A 16,658-nucleotide genomic window follows, 5' to 3' on the forward strand; every position below is an offset into this window, starting at 1 on the left:
CAGGTGCTCACGGGGGTGTCTGCGCCCTCTCGTCGTCCTGCTGAGGCGTCGCCCGGGGCGCCGTGGTCGCCCGCGGGACCAACTGGGTGGGCAGGACGACGTGCCGGGTGTGGTCGGCTGTGGTGTCGTCGATGAGTCGGAGGGCGAGTTCTCCCGCGAGGCGGCCCATGTCGGTGGGTGACTGGGCGACGGTGGACAGGTCGAACCACTGGGCGACCTGGTGGTCGTCGAATCCGATGACGGACATCCGCTCGGGTACCTGGATCCCGGCCCGGCGCAGCGTGTGGATGACGGCCACGGCCAGCTCGTCCTGTTCGGCGAAGAGGGCGGTGGGCGGCTCGCGCAGGCTCAGCAGCTGTCCTATACCGGTGACGAGGCCGCGTGTGTCGTCGGCCGCCATGGTGACCACGAGTTCGTCGTCGACGGGGATGCCCGCCTCGGTCAGCGCCTGCTGGTAGCCGAGCAGGCGTTCGCGCGAGCTGAAGCTGAAGCCGGTGGCCCCCGTGGTCGGCGCGAACGCGATGCGGCGGTGGCCGAGGTTGAGCAGGTGCCGGGTGGCCTTCAGGGCACCGGCGACGTCGTCGACGTACACACTGGGCCGGCCCTCGGCGTGCTGGCTGACGTAGATGACCGGCATCCCGAGGTCGTCCAGGCGCGCGGTCTCCTCGTCGGTGAGGTCGAAGCCGAAGACCAGCAGCGCGTCGGCGTTCCGGCGGGCCGGGAGACGCTCGAAGAACGACATGCGCTCGGCCATGTCGGGGATGAGGTAGACGTTCAGTTCCCGGCCGGCCGCGCGCAGCAGGGGGCCCAGGCTGGACAGCGCCGATCCCATGAACCACGAGTTGAGTGTCGGTACGAGCACCGCCACGACCCCGGTCTTTCCCGTGACGAGGCTCGCCGCCTGGCGTGAGACCGCGAAGTTCAGCTCGCGGGCGGCCTGTTCGACCCGGTCCCGCACCTCCGGCGACACGGTCGGAAGGCCGCGCAGGGTGCGCGAGACGGTGGACGGGGAGACGCCGGCCCGTTCGGCGACGTCGGTCATCGTGGGGTGCCGTTGAGCGGGTGACATGAGCGGAAGTTAGCACAGGCGCGGGTCGCGTTGTCCATTCTTCGTGACAGCGCTGTCACGACGTCCCGCATGTGCTGAGTATGTCCCAGTTTGTCTAGTAAACAGCTGCGCATGGCATCCAAATTCGTTCGAGATACCGGCGAGTTACGGATTGACTTCACCCAGGTGCACTCCTAGCGTGCAAGCGTTGTCACGGCGGGGTCGACGCCGTCGTCATGGAATCCTCATCCAAGGCTTTGACCTGGGCATTCAATGCGCAGAACGCCGTGACAGCACAGTCTCACACGGGCGACCAGTCGCGCCTTCGGTTCCGCATGACCAGGAGAGAGACAGTGAAGACCCAGACCACCAGAGCCGTTCAGTGCTCGTCGGCGCTCGCCGCCGCCGCGCTCCTCCTCACCGCCTGCGGCTCCGGCGGTGGCAGTGGCTCCGGGGAGCAGGCCGGGAGCATGTCCTTCAAGGGGCGCGGCCCCATCACATATGTGGCAGGCAAGGACACCTCCGGCGTTGTCCAGAAGGTCATCGACCGCTGGAACACGCTGCACCCGAAGGAGAAGGTCACCTTCGTCCAGTTGCCCACGGACGCGGATTCGCAGCGACAGCAGATGATCCAGAACGCGGAGACGAAGTCCGATGCCTACACGGTGCTCTCCCTGGACGTCGTGTGGACGTCGGAGTTCGCCGCCCACCAGTGGATCGACCGACTGCCGGAGAAGCAGTTCCCGCTGCAGCGCATGCTCAAGCCCGTGGTGGAGACGGCGAGGTACCGCGGCGGCCTGTACGCGGCCCCGGCCAGCTCGGACGGCGGACTGCTGTACTACCGCACCGACCTGCTGAAGAAGGCCGGCATCGCCAAGCCCCCCGCCACCTGGTCGCAGATGACGGCCGACTGCGCCGAGGTGAAGAAGCTGCCCGAGGCCAAGGGCATGTCCTGCTACGCCGGCCAGTTCCAGAAGTACGAGGGCCTGACGGTCAACTTCGCCGAGGCCGTGAACTCCGCGGGCGGTGTCGTCACCGACGCGAGCGGCAAGCCGGACGTCGACACCCCCGAGGCCAGGAAGGGCCTGGACTTCCTCGCCGGTGCCGTCAGGAAGGGCACGATCCCCAAGGAGGCCGTCACCTATCAGGAAGAGGACAGCCGCCAGGCGTTCCAGTCCGGCAAGCTGGTGTTCCTGCGCAACTGGCCGTACGTGTACGCGCTCGCCGGGAAGAGCGAGCTCGCGGGGAAGTTCGCGGTCGCGCCGCTGCCCGGCCTCAACGGCCCCGGGTCCTCCAGCCTGGGCGGTCACAACCTGGCCCTGTCGTCCTTCGCGAAGAACAAGGCCACCGCCCTGGACTTCATGAAGTTCTTCAGCGGCGAGGACAGCGCGAGCACGTTCCTGAAGGACGCCTCCCTCGCCCCGCCGTACGCGGACCTGTACGACGAGGCCTCACTGGTCAAGCAGTATCCGTACCTGCCCGTCCTCAAGCAGTCCATCCTGCGCGCCGTGCCCCGTCCGCGGGTCGTGGGTTACGGCGATGTGACCTCGGCGATCCAGCAGGAGGCGTACGCCGCGCTGACCGGAAGCAAGAGCAGCGCGCAGGCGCTCAAGGACCTGCAGAGCACCCTGCAGAAGTCCACCGGGCAGTGAGGGACCGGATCATGACCGACACGACGACCCCACCCGACACCACGGTGCCCGAACGCCGCGACACTTCCGGGAAGGAGTCCGTGCCGGCGAGCCCGCGCCGCCGTACGCGCGCCCGGGCGACGGCCGGTTCGGGCCGGATGGCGGCCCTGCTGGTCTCGCCGACGCTCCTGGTGCTGGCCATCGTGGTGCTCTACCCGACCCTCATGGCGGTGCACGAGTCGCTCTACGGGCCCAAGGGCCTCGATCCCAGGACCGGATTCATCCGTACGACCGAGCCGTTCGTCGGGCTGCACAACTACGCCGACATCCTCGGCGCCGCCGGCGACCGGTTCTGGAACGCCTTCTGGAACACCACCTTCTTCACGGTCGTCACGGTGGGCCTGGAGACGGTGATCGGCGTGGCGATGGCACTGATCATGCACCAGGCCTTCAGGGGCCGCGCCCTGGTACGGGCAGGCATCCTCGTGCCCTGGGCGGTGCCCACGGCCATCTCCGGCCTGCTGTGGCGGTGGATCTTCAACAGCGACGGTGTGGCCAACGCGATCCTCGGACGCCAGATCCTGTGGACCACCGAAGGCTTCCACGCCAAGGTCGCGGTCATCGTCGCCGAGGTGTGGAAGACCGCCCCCTTCATCGGGCTGCTGGTCCTGGCCGGCCTGCAGGTGATCCCCAAGGAGGTCTACGAGTCCGCCCGCATCGACGGGGCCAGCGCCCCGCGCCGGTTCTGGCACGTCACCCTGCCCCTCGTGAAACCCGCGCTGCTGGTGGCGGTGCTGTTCCGCTGCCTGGACGCGCTGCGGATGTTCGACCTGCCCTACATCCTCGTCGGCGCGCAGAAGACCTCGGTGGAAACCCTGTCCATGCTCGCGCAGAACGAGGCCTCCAACGTCCGCTTCGGACCGGCTTCCGCCTACGCCGTGATCCTCTTCCTCTACGTCCTGCTCATCGCGCTCGCCTTCGTCCGGCTGCTCGGCGCGGACCTCGCCGGCGACCGTGACGGCAGGAAGGCGAACCGGAGGCGGCTGAGGCTGCGGGGCGTTTCGGCGCCGCGCCGGACGGAGGTGGCGGCATGACCCGCACGGCGACCTGGCGCACCCGGCTGCTGTACCTGGGGGTCGGCGCGGTGGTGGCCTACTGCCTGGCCCCGTTCTACTGGATGCTGGTCTCCAGCCTGCGACGCACCTCCGACATCTTCGACACCTCGCTGCTGCCCGCCCCGGTGTCGTTCGAGAACTACCGGGCGGTGTTCGACCCGTCCCAGGGGTTCACCCGCGCGCTGCTCAACAGCCTGGTGGTCGCCGGTGTCACCACGGCACTGGCGCTGCTGCTGGCCACGTTCACCGCCTACGCGATGGCCCGGCTGGAGTTCCGGTTCAAGCGGCTGATCCTCACGCTGATCATCGCCACCTCGATGTTCCCGGTGGTGTCGATCGTGGTTCCGCTGCTGAAGCTGTTCACCGACATCGGCTGGATCAACACCTACCAGGCGATGATCGTGCCCAGCATGTCGTTCGCGCTGCCCCTGGCCGTGTGGAACCTCACCACGTTCTTCCGGCAGATGCCGGACGAACTGGAGCACGCCGCGATGATCGACGGCTGCACCCGCGGCCAGGCGTTCCGCAAGGTCATCATCCCGCTCGCCGCGCCGGGCATCTTCACCACCGCGATCATCACGTTCATCGCCGCCTGGAACGAGTTCCTCATCGCCCTGTCGATGACCAACAAGTCCGCCATGCAGACGGCACCGGTCGCCATCTCCAAGTTCGCCGGCGCGACCCAGTTCGAGACCCCGTTCGGCAGCCAGATGGCGGCGGGCGTGCTGGTCACCGTCCCGCTGGTGGTGATGGTGCTGCTCTTCCAGCGCCGTATCGTCGCCGGACTCACCGCCGGCGCAGCCAAGTAGACACCCGACCGTCCCAGACACCCGAAGGGCCCACTCCACACCATGCCCAGCACCGCGCCGTGGTGGCGCAGCGCAGTCATCTACCAGGTCTACATCCGCAGTTTCGCCGACGCCAACGGTGACGGGGTCGGTGACATCGCCGGCATCCGCTCCCGCCTGCCGTACCTCAAGTCCCTCGGGATCGACGCCATCTGGATCAACCCGTGGTACAAGTCGCCGATGGCGGACCACGGTTACGACGTGGCGGACTACCGTGCGATCGACGCGCTGTTCGGCACGGTGGCCGAGGCCGAGCAGCTCATCGAGGAAGCACACCGGCACGGAATCCGCGTCATCCCCGACATCGTGCCCAACCACACCTCCGACCAGCACGCCTGGTTCCAGGCCGCCTTGGCGTCGGGCCCCGGCAGCCCCGAACGCGAGCGGTACGTCTTCCGCCCCGGCCGCGGACCCGACGGCTCCGAACCGCCCAACGACTGGGTCTCCTGCTTCGGCGGCCCGGCCTGGACCCGGCTGCCCGACGGCGAGTGGTACCTGCACCTGTTCGCCCCGCAGCAACCCGACCTCAACTGGGAACACCCCGACGTCCGGGCCGAGTTCGAGTCGGTCCTGCGCTTCTGGTTCAGCCGGGGAGTGGACGGATTCCGCATCGACGTCGCCCACGGACTCGTCAAGCATCCCGAACTGCCCGACCTGCCGCCCGGCCGGGAACCGGCGGTGCTGGGCCCCCTCGTCTCCCGGGAACCGGCCGACCCGGAGCCCCGGCAGCACGTCGACCACCCCCACTGGGACCGCGACGAGGTCCACGACATCTACCGCGCCTGGCGCAAGGTGGCCGACGAGTTCCCCGGCGACCGGTCGTTCGTCGCCGAGGCCTGGGCCGACACCCCCGAACGGCTCGCCGCCTATGTCCGCCGGGACGGCCTGCACACCGCGTTCAACTTCGACTTCCTGATGTCCAGCTGGAGCGCGAAGGACCTGCGCGCCGTCATCGACGACTCACTCGCCATGCTTGGCGCCGTGGGTGCGCCGGCCACCTGGGTGCTGTCCAACCACGACGTCATGCGCCACCCGAGCCGCTACGGTCGCCGGACGGTCAGGCGGTGGACGGCCAACGAGCCGTACCGCCCCGAGGGCCCCGCGGACCTCGCGCTGGGCACCCGGCGCGCCCGTGCGGCGGCCCTGCTCATGCTCGCCCTGCCCGGCGGCGCCTACATCTACCAGGGCGAGGAGCTGGGCCTGCCCGAGGTCGAGGACCTGCCCGAGCACGTGCTCCAGGACCCCGTCTGGGAGCGGTCCGGACACACCGACCGAGGCCGCGACGGCTGCCGCGTGCCCATCCCGTGGGGCGGAGAGTCGGCGCCGTACGGCTTCAGCCCCGAGGACGCCTCCGCCGCGCCCTGGCTGCCGCAGCCCGCCGCATGGGCCGAGCTGAGCGTCGAGGCGCAGACCGGCGACGCCACATCGATGCTGGAGCTCTACCGCACCGCCCTGCGCCTGCGCCGCGAACACCCCGCGCTCGGCGACGGCACCCTCACCTGGCTGGACGCCCCCGACGGCGTCCTGGCCTTCGCCCGCGAGCCCGGTTTCACCTGCGTGGTCAACCTCTCGCCCGAGCCCTGCCCCCTACCCGCCCACACCTCGGTCCTCGTCTCCAGCGGCCCCGTCGTGGACGGCCGGCTCGCACCCGACCAAGCGGCCTGGCTCGCGGTGTAGAGCAGCGCACCCACCCCGGTCACCCACCCGGCGCACCTCCGGCCACCGGAGGTGCGCCCTCTGCATCCAGACGATGAGCCGCAACGCCACCGAACCCGCCACCGACTGGTTCACCCCGGGTCCAGCAGGCCCTGGACAGCCCGGCGGAGCGGCTCGCCGTTGTCCGGGCCATCGCTTGTGAGCAAGCCCCGTTGGAGGTAGGGGCAAGGCCCTGTCGCGCGTCAGGGGCAGTTCGGTGAAGCGGACGCCGGACGCGCGCCACCGCGACTTCCGGGGCTTCCGCCCGTGCGTGCCCGTTGAACGACACCTGCGGGCCACCGGCGGGATACCGGCGGTGGCCCGAAGCCCCGATGAGGGCCTGGCCAGGCTGTCGTCCGCCGTTCGACGCGGCTGCCTCGGGGCATGGTGACGGACATGATGACCGGGACGCGTCGCGTCTGCCCGGAATCGTGGCTGCCGCCGATGGTGAGGCCGAGGAGGTCCTCGGTCCGGAGGAGGGCGAAGTGGCTGCCATTCCGCCTGGTCAGCGGCGCTCATTGGACTTTCTGCCGAGGGAGTTCAGCGTCCCTGGTCGGGAAAGCGCATTGTGTGCGGGGGCAGTTGACGGATTGGGTTGCCGAGGTCAGGACAGCGGTACAGAAGAAAGCGAATGACATCCATGCTCGACGGCTGCACGCCCTGGCCCGAGGAGTTCGTCGACCGCTACTGGGCGGCCGGGCACTGGCGTGGCAACACGCTGGCGAACCTGCTGCGCGACTGGGCCCTGCAGCACGGACCGCGGACCGCGCTCGTGCACGGCGGCACCCGGACCACGTACGCGAACCTGAACCGGCGCGTGGACCGCATGGCCGCCGGATTCCGGCTGCGCGGCCTCCGGCCCCGGCAACGGGTCGTCGTCCAACTGCCGAACGTTCCCGAGTTCGTCATCACCGTCTTCGCGCTGATGCGGGCCGGCGCGATCCCCGTGTTCTGCCCGGTCACGCACCGCGCGCCCGAGGTGTCCCACCTCGTGCGGGTCACCGAGGCCACCGGTTACGTCGGCCCCTCGACGTACCAGGGCTTCGACCACACGGCGATGGCCGCGGACATCGCGGGCCAAGGGCCCTTCCTGCGGCGGGTGTTCACCCTTGAGGCGCCGGGCGCCGCGTCCCCGTACGGCGGCCTCAGGACCGACCCGTCGGGCTGCCACTACTTCCCGCTGGGCTCCATCGACGCCCCGCCCGGGCCGGCGCTCGCGCAGGGTGCCGATCAGGTGGCGTTCTTCCTGCTCTCCGGCGATGCCGCCGCGGCGCCCAAGCTCGTTCCGCGCACCCACAACGACTACGCCTACCAGGCGCGGGCTGCCGCCGAGCTGGTGTCGCTCACCGAGAACGACGTATATCTCGCCGCGCTGCCGGCCGAGTTGAACCTCACCTTCGGCTGCCCCGGCATCATCGGCACCCTCTCCGCCGGCGGCACCGTCGTCCTGGTCGAGAACCCGGAACCCGCCGCGTGCTTTCCGGTCATCGAACGGGAGAGGGTCACCATCACGTCGGTGGTACCCGCCGTCGCCCAGCTCTGGCACGACGTACTCCCCACGGTCCAGGCCGACTTGAGCAGTCTGCGCCTCCTGCAGATCGGCGGCACGCCCTTGCCCCGGGCGACCGCCGAACGGATGGGCCCCGCATGGGGTTGTCGCCTCCAGCAGGTCTCCGGCAAGGCCGAGGGGCTGCTCACTGTCACCCGGCCCGCCGACCCTGAGGAGACCGTGCTCACCACGCAGGGCCGGCCGCTCTCGCCCGACGACGAGATACGGATTGTCGACGTCGACGGCAAGGACGTGCCCGACGGGGAGCCCGGCGAACTCCTCGCCCGCGGTCCGTACACCCCGCGAGGCTATTACCGGGCGCCCGAGCACAACGCTCGCGCCTTCACCCCCGACGGCTACTTCCGCACCGGCGACCTCGCCCGGCGCACCCCGGACGGCAACCTGGTGGTGACCGGCCACCTCAAGGACGTCCCGTGGCGGGCCGACCGTGCAGACCCGTCCGACCTGTGACGGACGGGACCGGCTGCCGGTGACGCACCCGGGGTGGTCGTGCGAAATCCGGCCGCGACCGGCTGACCGGACCGGAGCCGGCCTCCAGCAGGCGCGGTGCCGCGATACGGCCGAGCTCGGCGAGGGTCCTGTCGATCGTGGTGAGCGCAGGGCGGCTCACCGGCGCGAGGGTGCCCCAGTCATCGTAGCCGCCGAAGGGCGAGAGGGCGTGGACCACAGGACGTCGTCCTCGACACCATCCGTCCGCTCGCCGCGAAGCACCGTGGCCTGGGAACGAAGTACCCGACCGTCTCCCAGCCGATGTGGGCGGCGGTCCAGGCGGCGCTGTCGGGCAGCAGGAACCCGCAGGCCGCCAACGAAGCCGGGGGCACCCCCTCGTGTACGCCTCGGGCCCCGCCTCACAGCGGGTTCTCGCGCAACCAGGTCAGCACCTGTCGGGCGTGCTCGTTCGGCGGGAAGACCGGGTAGAAGACATGCTCGATCACGCTGTCGCGGACGACGAGGGTCAGCCGCCTGAACAGCCTCGCCCCGGCGGCCTCGAAGGTGGGCAGTCCGAGGGCGCCGGCCAGGTCGAGAGCGGGGTCGGAGAGCATGTCGAAGGGCAGGCTGAGCCGCTCCACGACCTCGTTCTGGTAGTCGGTGTCCTGGCTGGACAGCCCGTACACGCGGCCGGCGCCGGCCTCCAGGAGGTCCTGGAAGTGGTCGCGGAAGCCGCATGCCTCGGGGGTGCAGCCGCGGGCGCCGGGGATGGAGTTCCAGCCTTCCGGCAGGTCGGTGCCGGGACGGCCGGTGAGGGGGTAGATGTAGATCACCGTGCGGCGGGGGCCGAGTGCGTCGAGGCGGATCGCTCTGCGCGCGGTGTCCAGCAGCGCGAGGGGCGGCATCGCCGTGCCGGGCAGATGGGCGGCGGCGCCGTCGTCCTCGGGGACGGGCAGGTCCGCGGGCAGGGTCAGGTAGCCGCCGCCTGCTGCTCCGGCCTCCCCGAGCGGTACGACACCGCTGCCCCGGTGGGCCGCGATCTGCAGGTTGGTGATCAGTGTGGCGCGACGGGCGTTAAGGGCCTCGACACGCTCGGTGAGTTCGTCGATGGCCTCCCGGTAGGTGGCCAGCGAGGCGGGGCAGTCGTCGGCGTGCGGGCTCCCGGCGGCCAGGCACTCCAGGAAGGGCCGAGTCCGTTCGACGGGGATGCCCAGGCGGTGGAGCGCCCTGATCTCCCGCACGAGGCGCACGTCCCCCTCGCTGTAGTCGCGATAGCCGTTGGTGAGGCGCTCGGGCGTGATCAACCCCAGCGACTCGTAGTACCGCACTGCTTTCGTCGTCACGTCGGCCCGACGCGCGAGCTCACTGATCCTCATACCGTTCACCTCGCTGCCCCAACGCTAAACCCTGCCCTTGGGGGCAAGGTCAAGCGCCGGTCCAGGAGCACCCCGCGGTCCCGTCATGCCTGTGCAGACGTCCTCCGCAATCCCGTCCAACGTCGTTTGCGTATCTCCTCACAGGAGGCGCCCCCGCCCGGGACGGGCCAACGCTGAGGTGTTTCGCCCGCGTTCACCGCACAGGAACGGCTGGAGTCACCATGAGCCCCCTCTCTGCCACCGACATCACCCTGAGAGGACTGGGAGCGTGCTGCGCCATCGGCAACGCGGTGCTGCACGGCCTCCTCGTCCCTGATCACCTGGAGGAGAAGTTCTACATCGGCGTGCTGTTCGCCCTGGGCAGCGCCGTCATGCTCGTCGTGGCCGCGGCACTGGTGACCATGAGGCGTTCGGCAGCCGCCTGGCTGACGGGAGCCCTCGTCAGCTTCGGCATGATCTTCGGATTTCTGTTCTCGCGCACCGTCGGTCTGCCCGGCGGCTACTATGAATCCGGCTGGGAACCGCCGTACGGCCCCCTTTCCTTGATCGTAGAAGGGCTGTTCGTCCTCGCCTCCCTCACGTGGCTGGGAGTGAGGCAGACGGCCGCCGTCCTCCCGGCACCGCCCCACACGGCGGCAAGCGAGGACGGTCATGGTCGGCCGGACGTCGCGTACCACCGGTAGCCTCTGCAGCACGGGCCACACCGCGCCGAAGTACGCGCCGCGCCCCCGCGGCAGCGGCAGTTCACGTACCTCGGTGATGGCCGGGTGCGCCCGAACCACCGCGGCACCGCATCGAAGACCAGCGTCCCGCCGGGGAACGCTTCGGCGCAGCCGGCGATCAGCTTCCGCACCTCGGCCGGGCGGAGGTACATCAGCAGGCCCTGGGCGGTGGCCCGCTGGTAGAGATTCCACAACAGCGTCTCGGGAACGCCCTCCAGCTCCAGAATGTTCCCCGCCGTGCTACTCGAGTGTCTCAGCCCGCGGCTCCTCCCCGACGGGCAGGCCCACCGGACGCCGGCCCGCCGGCTGTTGGGGCTCGGAGCGGGCCGGTACGGGGGGCATCGGGCGGTCGACCGGCCCGTCGGTGGTCACCGTCGTCGGCTCTCCGTGGTGCAGCACGAGCAGCGGTGGGCCTTCCACCAGCTGGTACCGCGTACGGGACTGGCCGATGTCCACCTTCAGCCTGCGTCCGCGCACCAGCACGGTGAACGCCACCCTGGACAGGGCTTCCGGCAAGCGCGGTGTGAACGCCAGCCGGTCCGGCCTGCCGCCCTCGCCGATGTATCGGCGCATCCCCCCGAAGCCTGCGACCAGGGCGATCCAGGTTCCGGCGAGGGAGGCGATGTGCAGACCGTCACGGGTGTTGTGCTCGAGATCGTCCAGGTCCATCAGCGCGGCCTCGCCGAGGTAGGCGTAGGCCAGCCGCAGGTGCCCGGTCTCGGCGGCGAGCACCGCCTGGCAGCACGCCGAGAGGGAGGAATCGCGCACGGTCAGGGCTTCGTAGTAGGCGAAATTGCGCGCCTTCTGCTCCTCGGTGAAGACGTGCGGGCACTCCATCATCGCCAGCACCAGGTCGGCCTGCTTCACCACCTGCCTGCGATACAGGTCGAAGTAGGGGTAGTGCAGCAGCAGCGGGTAGTTCTCGGGAGGGGTCGCCTCGAAGTCCCAGCGCTGGAAGGTCGTGAAACCGGCCGACTGCTCGTGGACGCCGAGGGACGCGTTGTACGGCAGCGCCATGCGGGCCGCGGCGTCCCGCCACACCGAGGCCTCCTCCGCGTCGACGCCGAGTTCCGCGGCCCGCTCCGGATGACGCACCGCCACGTCCGCGGCGGCCAGCAGGTTCTGCCGGGCCATCAGGTTGGTGTACAGGTTGTCCCGGGCGAAGGCGCTGTACTCGTCCGGGCCGGTGACCCCGTCGATGTGGAAGACGCCTTCCGCGTCGTGGTGACCGAGGGAGCGCCACAGCCGGGCGGTGTTCACGAGGAGGTCGAGCCCCTCGGCGCGCTCGAAGTCCTCGTCCCCGGTCACCATGACGTACCGTACGACGGCCACGGCGATGTCGGCGTTGACGTGGAAGGCGGCCGTGCCGGCGGGCCAGTAGGCCGAGCACTCGGCGCCGTCGATGGTCCGCCAGGGGAACGTCGCGCCGGCCAGCCCGAGTTGGCGCGCGCGTTCCCGTGCCGCCGGCAGGGTCCGGTGCCGCCAGCGCAGCGCCGACGCGACGGCCTCCGGAGCGGTGAACGTCAGGACCGGCAGCACATACGACTCGGTGTCCCAGAAGGAGTGCCCGTCGTACCCGGTTCCGGTCAGGCCCTTCGCGGGAATCGCCCGGTTCTCGCCGCGGGCCGCCGCCTGGAGCACGTGGAACAGGGCGAACCGCACCGCCTGCTGGATCTGCGCGTCGCCCTCCACCTCGACGTCCGCGCCGGCCCAGAAGCGGTCCAGGTACGCCCGCTGGGCGGCGACCAGCCCGTCCCAGCCGGTGCTGACCGCGGCGGCCACCGCCCCGTCCACCTGATCGTGCACGGCCGGCAGCGAACGCTCCCCGGACCAGCCGTAGGCCACGACCTTGACCAGCCGCAGCGGCTGTCCGGGCACCAGGTCCGCGGTCACCGTCAGCCGGCTGACGTCGGGCTCGCTCTGCGCCGTCCACCCCGTGCTCTCGGGCCCCTCGATCAGGTGGTCGGCCGCCGCTCCCACCCGCAGCCTGCTGCGGTCGGTGCGGTGCACGAGCCGCAGCCGGGTCTCCTGCGCGAAGTGCTCCTCGGGCACCAGCGGGGACCCGGTGGCCGCGGCGACACGGGGGTCGCCCTCGAAGCGGGGCAGCTGTTCGTTGGCGACGAGCTCGGACTGTACGGCCACCGTGGTCGGCCCGTCGACCGGCTCCACCTCGTACACCACCGCGGCCACCGCTCGCTGGGTGAAGGACACGAGCCGCCGCGAGGTGATCCGGACCGTACGGCCGCCGGGCGAGGTCCATCGTGCGGTCCGGCTGAGCACACCGGAGCGGAAGTCCAGTACCCGCTCGTGCGCCAGCAGCCGGCCGTAGCGCAGATCGCACGGGTGGTCGTCGACGAGCAGCCGGATGACCTTGCCGTCGGTGACGTTGATCATCGTCTGGCCGGACTCGGGATACCCGTAGCCCGCTTCCGCGTACGGCAGGGGGTGCCGCTCGTAGACGCCGTTGAGGTAGGCGCCGGGCAGTCCGTGCGGCTCTCCCTCGTCGAGGTTCCCGCGCCATCCGACGTGCCCGTTGGACAGTGCGAACACCGATTCGCTCTGGGCGAGCACATCGAGGTTCAGCTCGGTCTCGCGCAGGCACCACGGCTCGACCGTGTAGCTGGGATGTGTGATCACCGCGACTCCAGGAGCTCGGCCAGGTCCCGGACCACCACATCGGCCCCGTGCGCCCGCAGTTGCTCCGCCTGGCCCACCCGGTCGACCCCGACCACCACGGCGAACCGTCCCGCCCGGCCCGCCTCGACGCCGGCCAGGGCGTCTTCGAACACGGCCGCCTCGTCCGGGTCCGTGCCCAGGCCGCGCGCCGCCTCCAGATAGGTGTCCGGGGCGGGCTTGCCGCGCAGCTGACGCTCGTGCGCCACGACTCCGTCGATCCGCTCGTCGAACAGGTCCTCGATCCCGGCCGCCACCAGGACGTCCCGGCAGTTCGCGCTGGACGACACCACCGCGCAGCGCAGTCCGGCCTCCCGCACCGCGTGCACGAAACGGACGGAGCCCTCGTACGGTTCCACTCCGTCCTCGCGGATCCGCCGCAGCACCAGGTTGTTCTTCCGGGTGCCCAGTCCGTGCACGGTCTCGGCCTCCGGCGGGTCGTCCGGCGACCCCTCGGGCAGGTGCACCCCGCGCGCCGCGAGAAACGTGCGCACCCCGTCCTCGCGGGGGCGCCCGTCCACGTACTCGTCGTAGTCGTCGACCGCGTCGAACGGCACGAACGCCGTCCCCTCACGGGTCGCGCGCTCGCGGAGACAGCCGTCGAACATCTCCTTCCAGGCGGCCGCGTGCATCTTCGCGGTCTGGGTGAGCACCCCGTCGAGGTCGAACAGGCAGGCGCGGACGTGAGCAGGAAGCCCCAGCATGTCGCCGAGGCTAGGAGGCGGGAGCGGTCGGCGGCGGCAGGACACCGCCCGGCAGACCGGAAGGCACCCACTCGGTGGAGGAAGCCTCTGAGGTTCCTCAAGTGGTCTGGCGGACCGTGAACGTGACGGGCACAGTGATCAACATGAAGGCATTCACGGGGCTGACCAAGAAACACGACACCGTCCTGCTCATCCGGGACTCCGACCTGGTCACGGCGACCCTGCGTCAGGCGCTGACCGAGGCGTCCCCCGAAGAGCGCCCAGGCCTGGAACGCGCCGCCGCACTCGTCGAGTCCACGGCCGCCGCCACCGACACGCAGTTGCGCGCCCGCTGGGTCCGTTCCCGGCTGGCCGCCGTGGGCTTCACCGGGGACATCGCCTCGGTCGCGGCGGTCAAGGCGCTGCGCCAGGCGGAGCCCGCGCTGAGCCTCCTGGCGTCCGTACAGCTGCAGAGGGACGCAGTGGCCCACCCGGAGTGATCCGGCACGCCGGGCAGTCCGTGTGCGCACGGTGACGTCGGGTGGCAGCCCTCTGACGGAGGCGTACGCGGACCCGCCGCGGGTACTCCGGGCGGGTCCGTTCCCGTCGGCAGACGGGTTCCCTCCCGTCGGCAGACGGGTTCCCTCCCGTCGGGCAAGGATCACCATGGCCGCCTTCGACGACGCCCTGGACCTGCACTTCATCGGCACCGCGACCGTCCTGGTGCGGTACGGCGACCTGGCCCTGCTCACCGATCCCAACTTCCTGCACCGCGGTGCACGGGCCCACCTCGGATACGGGCTGACGAGCCCGCGGCTGACCGAGCCCGCCGTGGACGTGACCGACCTGCCACCGCTGGACGGGGTGGTCCTCTCCCACCTCCACGGGGACCACTGGGACCGTGAGGCCAGGCGCCACCTGGATCGCTCGGTGCCGATCGTGACCACCCGGCACGCCGCCCGCCACCTGCGTACCTGGCAGGGCTTCAGCCGGGCGGGCGGCCTGCGCACCTGGGAAAGCTGCACCCTGCGGCAGGGCCGCTCCCAGGTCCGGATCACGGCGCTGCCCGGCCGGCACTCCCTGCAGCCCGGGGTGCGCCGGCTGCTGCCGCCGGTGATGGGCAGCATGCTGGAGTTCGGCTCCCCCGACGGAGCGGTCTCCCTGCGGCTGTACGTCTCCGGGGACACCCTGCTGTACGACGGGCTCGACCCGATCGCACGCCGCTTCCCCGACGCCGACCTGGCGGTGCTCCACCTCGGCGGTACGCGGTTGCCCGGCGGCTTCGTCGTCACCATGGACGGCGCGCAGGGCGCCGAGCTCGCCCGCAGGCTCGGCTACCCCCGAATCCTGCCCGTCCACTACGACGACTATCCCGTCTTCCGCTCGCCGCTCGAGGACTTCCGCACCGCGGCCGGCCGGCTCGGGCTGGGGGAGAGGCTGGTCCACTGCGCCCGCGGACAGCACGCGCGCATCACGCCCCACAGCGACCGGCCGGCGGTCGGCTGACCACCCGCCTTACCGCCTCACGCGGCCTGAAGCGGTCCGTCAGTCCCGCACCGCCCCGTACGCCGGCGCCGGAGAAGTCCGCGGCGCCCGGCGGGAACGACGCTCCGGCGAGGATTTCGGCCACGGACGACACCAGCGCCCGAACTGCGCGCCGAGGACGGCGGCTGCTCAGAACGTCCAGCGCGTATGGGTGTAGACCCCGTCGCTCCGGCCGAAGCCGTACGCCGTCCCGGGGACCACCGCGAACACCACCGCGTCCCCCGTTCGGAACGCCTCCCCGATGCCGTGGAAGGTGCCCTCGGGCGAGGTGATGTGCGGCCCGTACTTCGTCTCGTACGCCGCGGTGACCTCGTCCAGTACGGCGGGATCGGTCACCGGCTCGGCCTTGCCCTCGACCACGAGGTCGAGCCCTGTGCTGAGCGAGTTCCCGCCGGTGGTCAGCGCGCAGTGGCTGTCGTGAGCGAGGTTCTTCGCCTTCTGTTCCCCCTTGCCGGTGGAGAAGTACAACACCCCGTCGTGCCAGGCGGCGATCACGGGGGTGACGTGCAGCCGGCCGTCCGCGCGCACCGTGGACACCCAGAAGATCTCGGCGGTCGCCAGCTGCCGCTCGGCCTCGGCCCATGGGGTGGCGGCGACGTCCGCGGCACCCGGGCGGCGGTTGAGCGCGGAACTGTAGCGGGCATCCAGCTCGGACGTGGGCTGTTCGGCGGGTTCCTGTGCTGTCATGCGGATCTCCTTCCTCCCCCCCATGTAAGCCGACCGCCCTGACCGGGAACGTCGCCACGCCGACGGGTCGCACAACGCTGGAGAACGTGACCGTGCGGTCCCGACGAGGTCAGGTCACCGTTCGGGCGTCGCCGAACGCGGCGTGGTCATGGGTTCCTGCGCCAGTCGTTCCTTTTCCGCCTTGAGCTTTTGCCAGACCGTGGCGAGGGAGTCGATGTCGTGCTCGTCGAGGAGGTCGGTGAAGACCGGAGCCAGGGCCTCGCGGCGGGTGGCGTCGGCTTCCGCGAAGACGCGGTGGCCGTCGTCGGTGAGGGAGACCTCGACCGACCGCGCGTCGCGCGCGGACGGGGTCCGGGCCACCAGGCCCCGGGCCTGGAGGGCGTCGACGACCCGTGAGACCTGGCTGCGGCTGAGCATGGTGCTGTTGCCGAGGACGGAGGCGGGAACGGGCTCGGGGCTGGACGCCAGCCACAGCATGACCTCGAACCAGGACACGGGGAGGTCGTGGGCCTTGGTCAGGGCCCGGTCGACCCGCTCTGTGAGCACGGTTCCGGCCCAGACCAGCCCGTAGAAGGCGTAGTCGGCGGCGGGCATCTCGGCCTGCGGCAGCTTCTTCGGCATGATCCCCAGTATAGG

General features: G+C 70.8%; 14 protein-coding genes. 8 read left to right on the forward strand and 6 right to left on the reverse strand.

Annotated features, from left to right (window positions below; translation table 11 throughout):
* Window positions 1–7: 7 nt before the first annotated feature.
* Window positions 8–1,069 (reverse strand): LacI family DNA-binding transcriptional regulator, encoded by a 1,062-nt coding sequence (locus ACZ7GZ_RS24185; protein WP_471027294.1) that lies wholly within the window; start codon window positions 1,067–1,069, stop codon window positions 8–10.
* Window positions 1,070–1,401: 332 nt separating this feature from the next.
* On the opposite strand from ACZ7GZ_RS24185, the gene ACZ7GZ_RS24190 reads away from it, so the two are divergent.
* The 5 genes from ACZ7GZ_RS24190 to ACZ7GZ_RS24210 all read left to right on the forward strand — a co-directional run bounded on the left by ACZ7GZ_RS24190 (window position 1,402) and on the right by ACZ7GZ_RS24210 (window position 8,357).
* Window positions 1,402–2,700 (forward strand): ABC transporter substrate-binding protein, encoded by a 1,299-nt coding sequence (locus ACZ7GZ_RS24190; protein WP_471027295.1) that lies wholly within the window; start codon window positions 1,402–1,404, stop codon window positions 2,698–2,700.
* 11 nt (window positions 2,701–2,711) lie between these two features.
* Window positions 2,712–3,773, forward strand: coding sequence for a carbohydrate ABC transporter permease (locus ACZ7GZ_RS24195; protein ID WP_471027296.1), 1,062 nt, complete (start codon window positions 2,712–2,714; stop codon window positions 3,771–3,773).
* The gene (locus ACZ7GZ_RS24200; RefSeq protein WP_471027297.1) at window positions 3,770–4,603 is read left to right on the forward strand and encodes a carbohydrate ABC transporter permease; all 834 of its coding nucleotides are present in this window, start codon (window positions 3,770–3,772) and stop codon (window positions 4,601–4,603) included. Before ACZ7GZ_RS24195 ends, ACZ7GZ_RS24200 begins: the two co-directional genes overlap by 4 nt.
* Window positions 4,604–4,645: 42 nt before the next feature.
* Window positions 4,646–6,319 (forward strand): glycoside hydrolase family 13 protein, encoded by a 1,674-nt coding sequence (locus tag ACZ7GZ_RS24205; protein WP_471027299.1) that lies wholly within the window; start codon window positions 4,646–4,648, stop codon window positions 6,317–6,319.
* A 649-nt stretch (window positions 6,320–6,968) separates the two neighbouring features.
* Window positions 6,969–8,357 carry a (2,3-dihydroxybenzoyl)adenylate synthase gene (locus ACZ7GZ_RS24210; protein ID WP_471027301.1) on the forward strand — a complete coding sequence of 463 codons (1,389 nt, stop codon included), beginning with the start codon at window positions 6,969–6,971 and terminating at the stop codon, window positions 8,355–8,357.
* Window positions 8,358–8,755: 398 nt separating this feature from the next.
* On the opposite strand, the gene ACZ7GZ_RS24215 is transcribed toward ACZ7GZ_RS24210, so the two are convergent.
* Complete coding sequence (locus ACZ7GZ_RS24215) at window positions 8,756–9,712, reverse strand: MerR family transcriptional regulator (protein WP_471027303.1); 957 nt, start codon at window positions 9,710–9,712, stop codon at window positions 8,756–8,758.
* Window positions 9,713–9,933: 221 nt separating this feature from the next.
* Here ACZ7GZ_RS24215 and ACZ7GZ_RS24220 point away from each other — a divergent pair, with 221 nt between their 5' ends.
* On the forward strand, window positions 9,934–10,395 hold the full coding sequence (locus tag ACZ7GZ_RS24220) for a hypothetical protein (RefSeq protein ID WP_471027304.1): 462 nt from the start codon (window positions 9,934–9,936) through the stop codon (window positions 10,393–10,395).
* A gap of 279 nt (window positions 10,396–10,674) precedes the next feature.
* Here ACZ7GZ_RS24220 and ACZ7GZ_RS24225 read toward each other — a convergent pair whose 3' ends face one another.
* Window positions 10,675–13,071 carry a glycoside hydrolase family 65 protein gene (locus ACZ7GZ_RS24225; RefSeq protein ID WP_471027306.1) on the reverse strand — a complete coding sequence of 799 codons (2,397 nt, stop codon included), beginning with the start codon at window positions 13,069–13,071 and terminating at the stop codon, window positions 10,675–10,677.
* Window positions 13,068–13,811, reverse strand: a complete 744-nt coding sequence (locus ACZ7GZ_RS24230; protein WP_471027308.1) for an HAD family hydrolase — start codon at window positions 13,809–13,811, stop codon at window positions 13,068–13,070. The genes ACZ7GZ_RS24225 and ACZ7GZ_RS24230 overlap by 4 nt, the downstream gene beginning before the upstream one ends.
* 143 nt (window positions 13,812–13,954) lie before the next feature.
* Between ACZ7GZ_RS24230 and ACZ7GZ_RS24235 the strand changes: the two genes are divergently transcribed.
* Together ACZ7GZ_RS24235 and ACZ7GZ_RS24240 are read left to right on the forward strand one after the other, a co-directional pair.
* Window positions 13,955–14,290, forward strand: a complete 336-nt coding sequence (locus tag ACZ7GZ_RS24235) for a hypothetical protein (RefSeq protein ID WP_471027310.1) — start codon at window positions 13,955–13,957, stop codon at window positions 14,288–14,290.
* Between the two features lie 166 nt (window positions 14,291–14,456).
* Window positions 14,457–15,296 (forward strand): MBL fold metallo-hydrolase, encoded by an 840-nt coding sequence (locus tag ACZ7GZ_RS24240; RefSeq protein ID WP_471027311.1) that lies wholly within the window; start codon window positions 14,457–14,459, stop codon window positions 15,294–15,296.
* A gap of 168 nt (window positions 15,297–15,464) precedes the next feature.
* On the opposite strand, the gene ACZ7GZ_RS24245 is transcribed toward ACZ7GZ_RS24240, so the two are convergent.
* Together ACZ7GZ_RS24245 and ACZ7GZ_RS24250 are read right to left on the reverse strand one after the other, a co-directional pair.
* A complete protein-coding gene (locus tag ACZ7GZ_RS24245; RefSeq protein ID WP_471027312.1) occupies window positions 15,465–16,022 on the reverse strand; it encodes a pyridoxamine 5'-phosphate oxidase family protein in 558 nt (185 codons plus the stop codon).
* A gap of 114 nt (window positions 16,023–16,136) precedes the next feature.
* Window positions 16,137–16,643: a MarR family winged helix-turn-helix transcriptional regulator gene (locus ACZ7GZ_RS24250; RefSeq protein WP_471027314.1), complete on the reverse strand. Its 507-nt coding sequence runs from the start codon at window positions 16,641–16,643 to the stop codon at window positions 16,137–16,139.
* Window positions 16,644–16,658 lie beyond the last annotated feature (15 nt).

Source organism: Streptomyces sp. NPDC037288 (assembly GCF_055603265.1).

Excerpts from the sequence above, each read along its gene's own strand:
- ACZ7GZ_RS24210 (WP_471027301.1), top strand. The coding sequence starts at position 6,969 with ATGACATCCATGCTCGACGGCTGCACGCCCTGGCCCGAGGAGTTCGTC.
- ACZ7GZ_RS24200 (WP_471027297.1), top strand. The coding sequence starts at position 3,770 with ATGACCCGCACGGCGACCTGGCGCACCCGGCTGCTGTACCTGGGGGTC.
- ACZ7GZ_RS24245 (WP_471027312.1), bottom strand. The coding sequence starts at position 16,022 with ATGACAGCACAGGAACCCGCCGAACAGCCCACGTCCGAGCTGGATGCC.
- ACZ7GZ_RS24240 (WP_471027311.1), top strand. The coding sequence starts at position 14,457 with ATGGCCGCCTTCGACGACGCCCTGGACCTGCACTTCATCGGCACCGCG.
- ACZ7GZ_RS24235 (WP_471027310.1), top strand. The coding sequence starts at position 13,955 with ATGAAGGCATTCACGGGGCTGACCAAGAAACACGACACCGTCCTGCTC.
- ACZ7GZ_RS24185 (WP_471027294.1), bottom strand. The coding sequence starts at position 1,069 with ATGTCACCCGCTCAACGGCACCCCACGATGACCGACGTCGCCGAACGG.
- ACZ7GZ_RS24250 (WP_471027314.1), bottom strand. The coding sequence starts at position 16,643 with ATGCCGAAGAAGCTGCCGCAGGCCGAGATGCCCGCCGCCGACTACGCC.
- ACZ7GZ_RS24205 (WP_471027299.1), top strand. The coding sequence starts at position 4,646 with ATGCCCAGCACCGCGCCGTGGTGGCGCAGCGCAGTCATCTACCAGGTC.
- ACZ7GZ_RS24215 (WP_471027303.1), bottom strand. The coding sequence starts at position 9,712 with ATGAGGATCAGTGAGCTCGCGCGTCGGGCCGACGTGACGACGAAAGCA.
- ACZ7GZ_RS24220 (WP_471027304.1), top strand. The coding sequence starts at position 9,934 with ATGAGCCCCCTCTCTGCCACCGACATCACCCTGAGAGGACTGGGAGCG.
- ACZ7GZ_RS24195 (WP_471027296.1), top strand. The coding sequence starts at position 2,712 with ATGACCGACACGACGACCCCACCCGACACCACGGTGCCCGAACGCCGC.
- ACZ7GZ_RS24230 (WP_471027308.1), bottom strand. The coding sequence starts at position 13,811 with ATGCTGGGGCTTCCTGCTCACGTCCGCGCCTGCCTGTTCGACCTCGAC.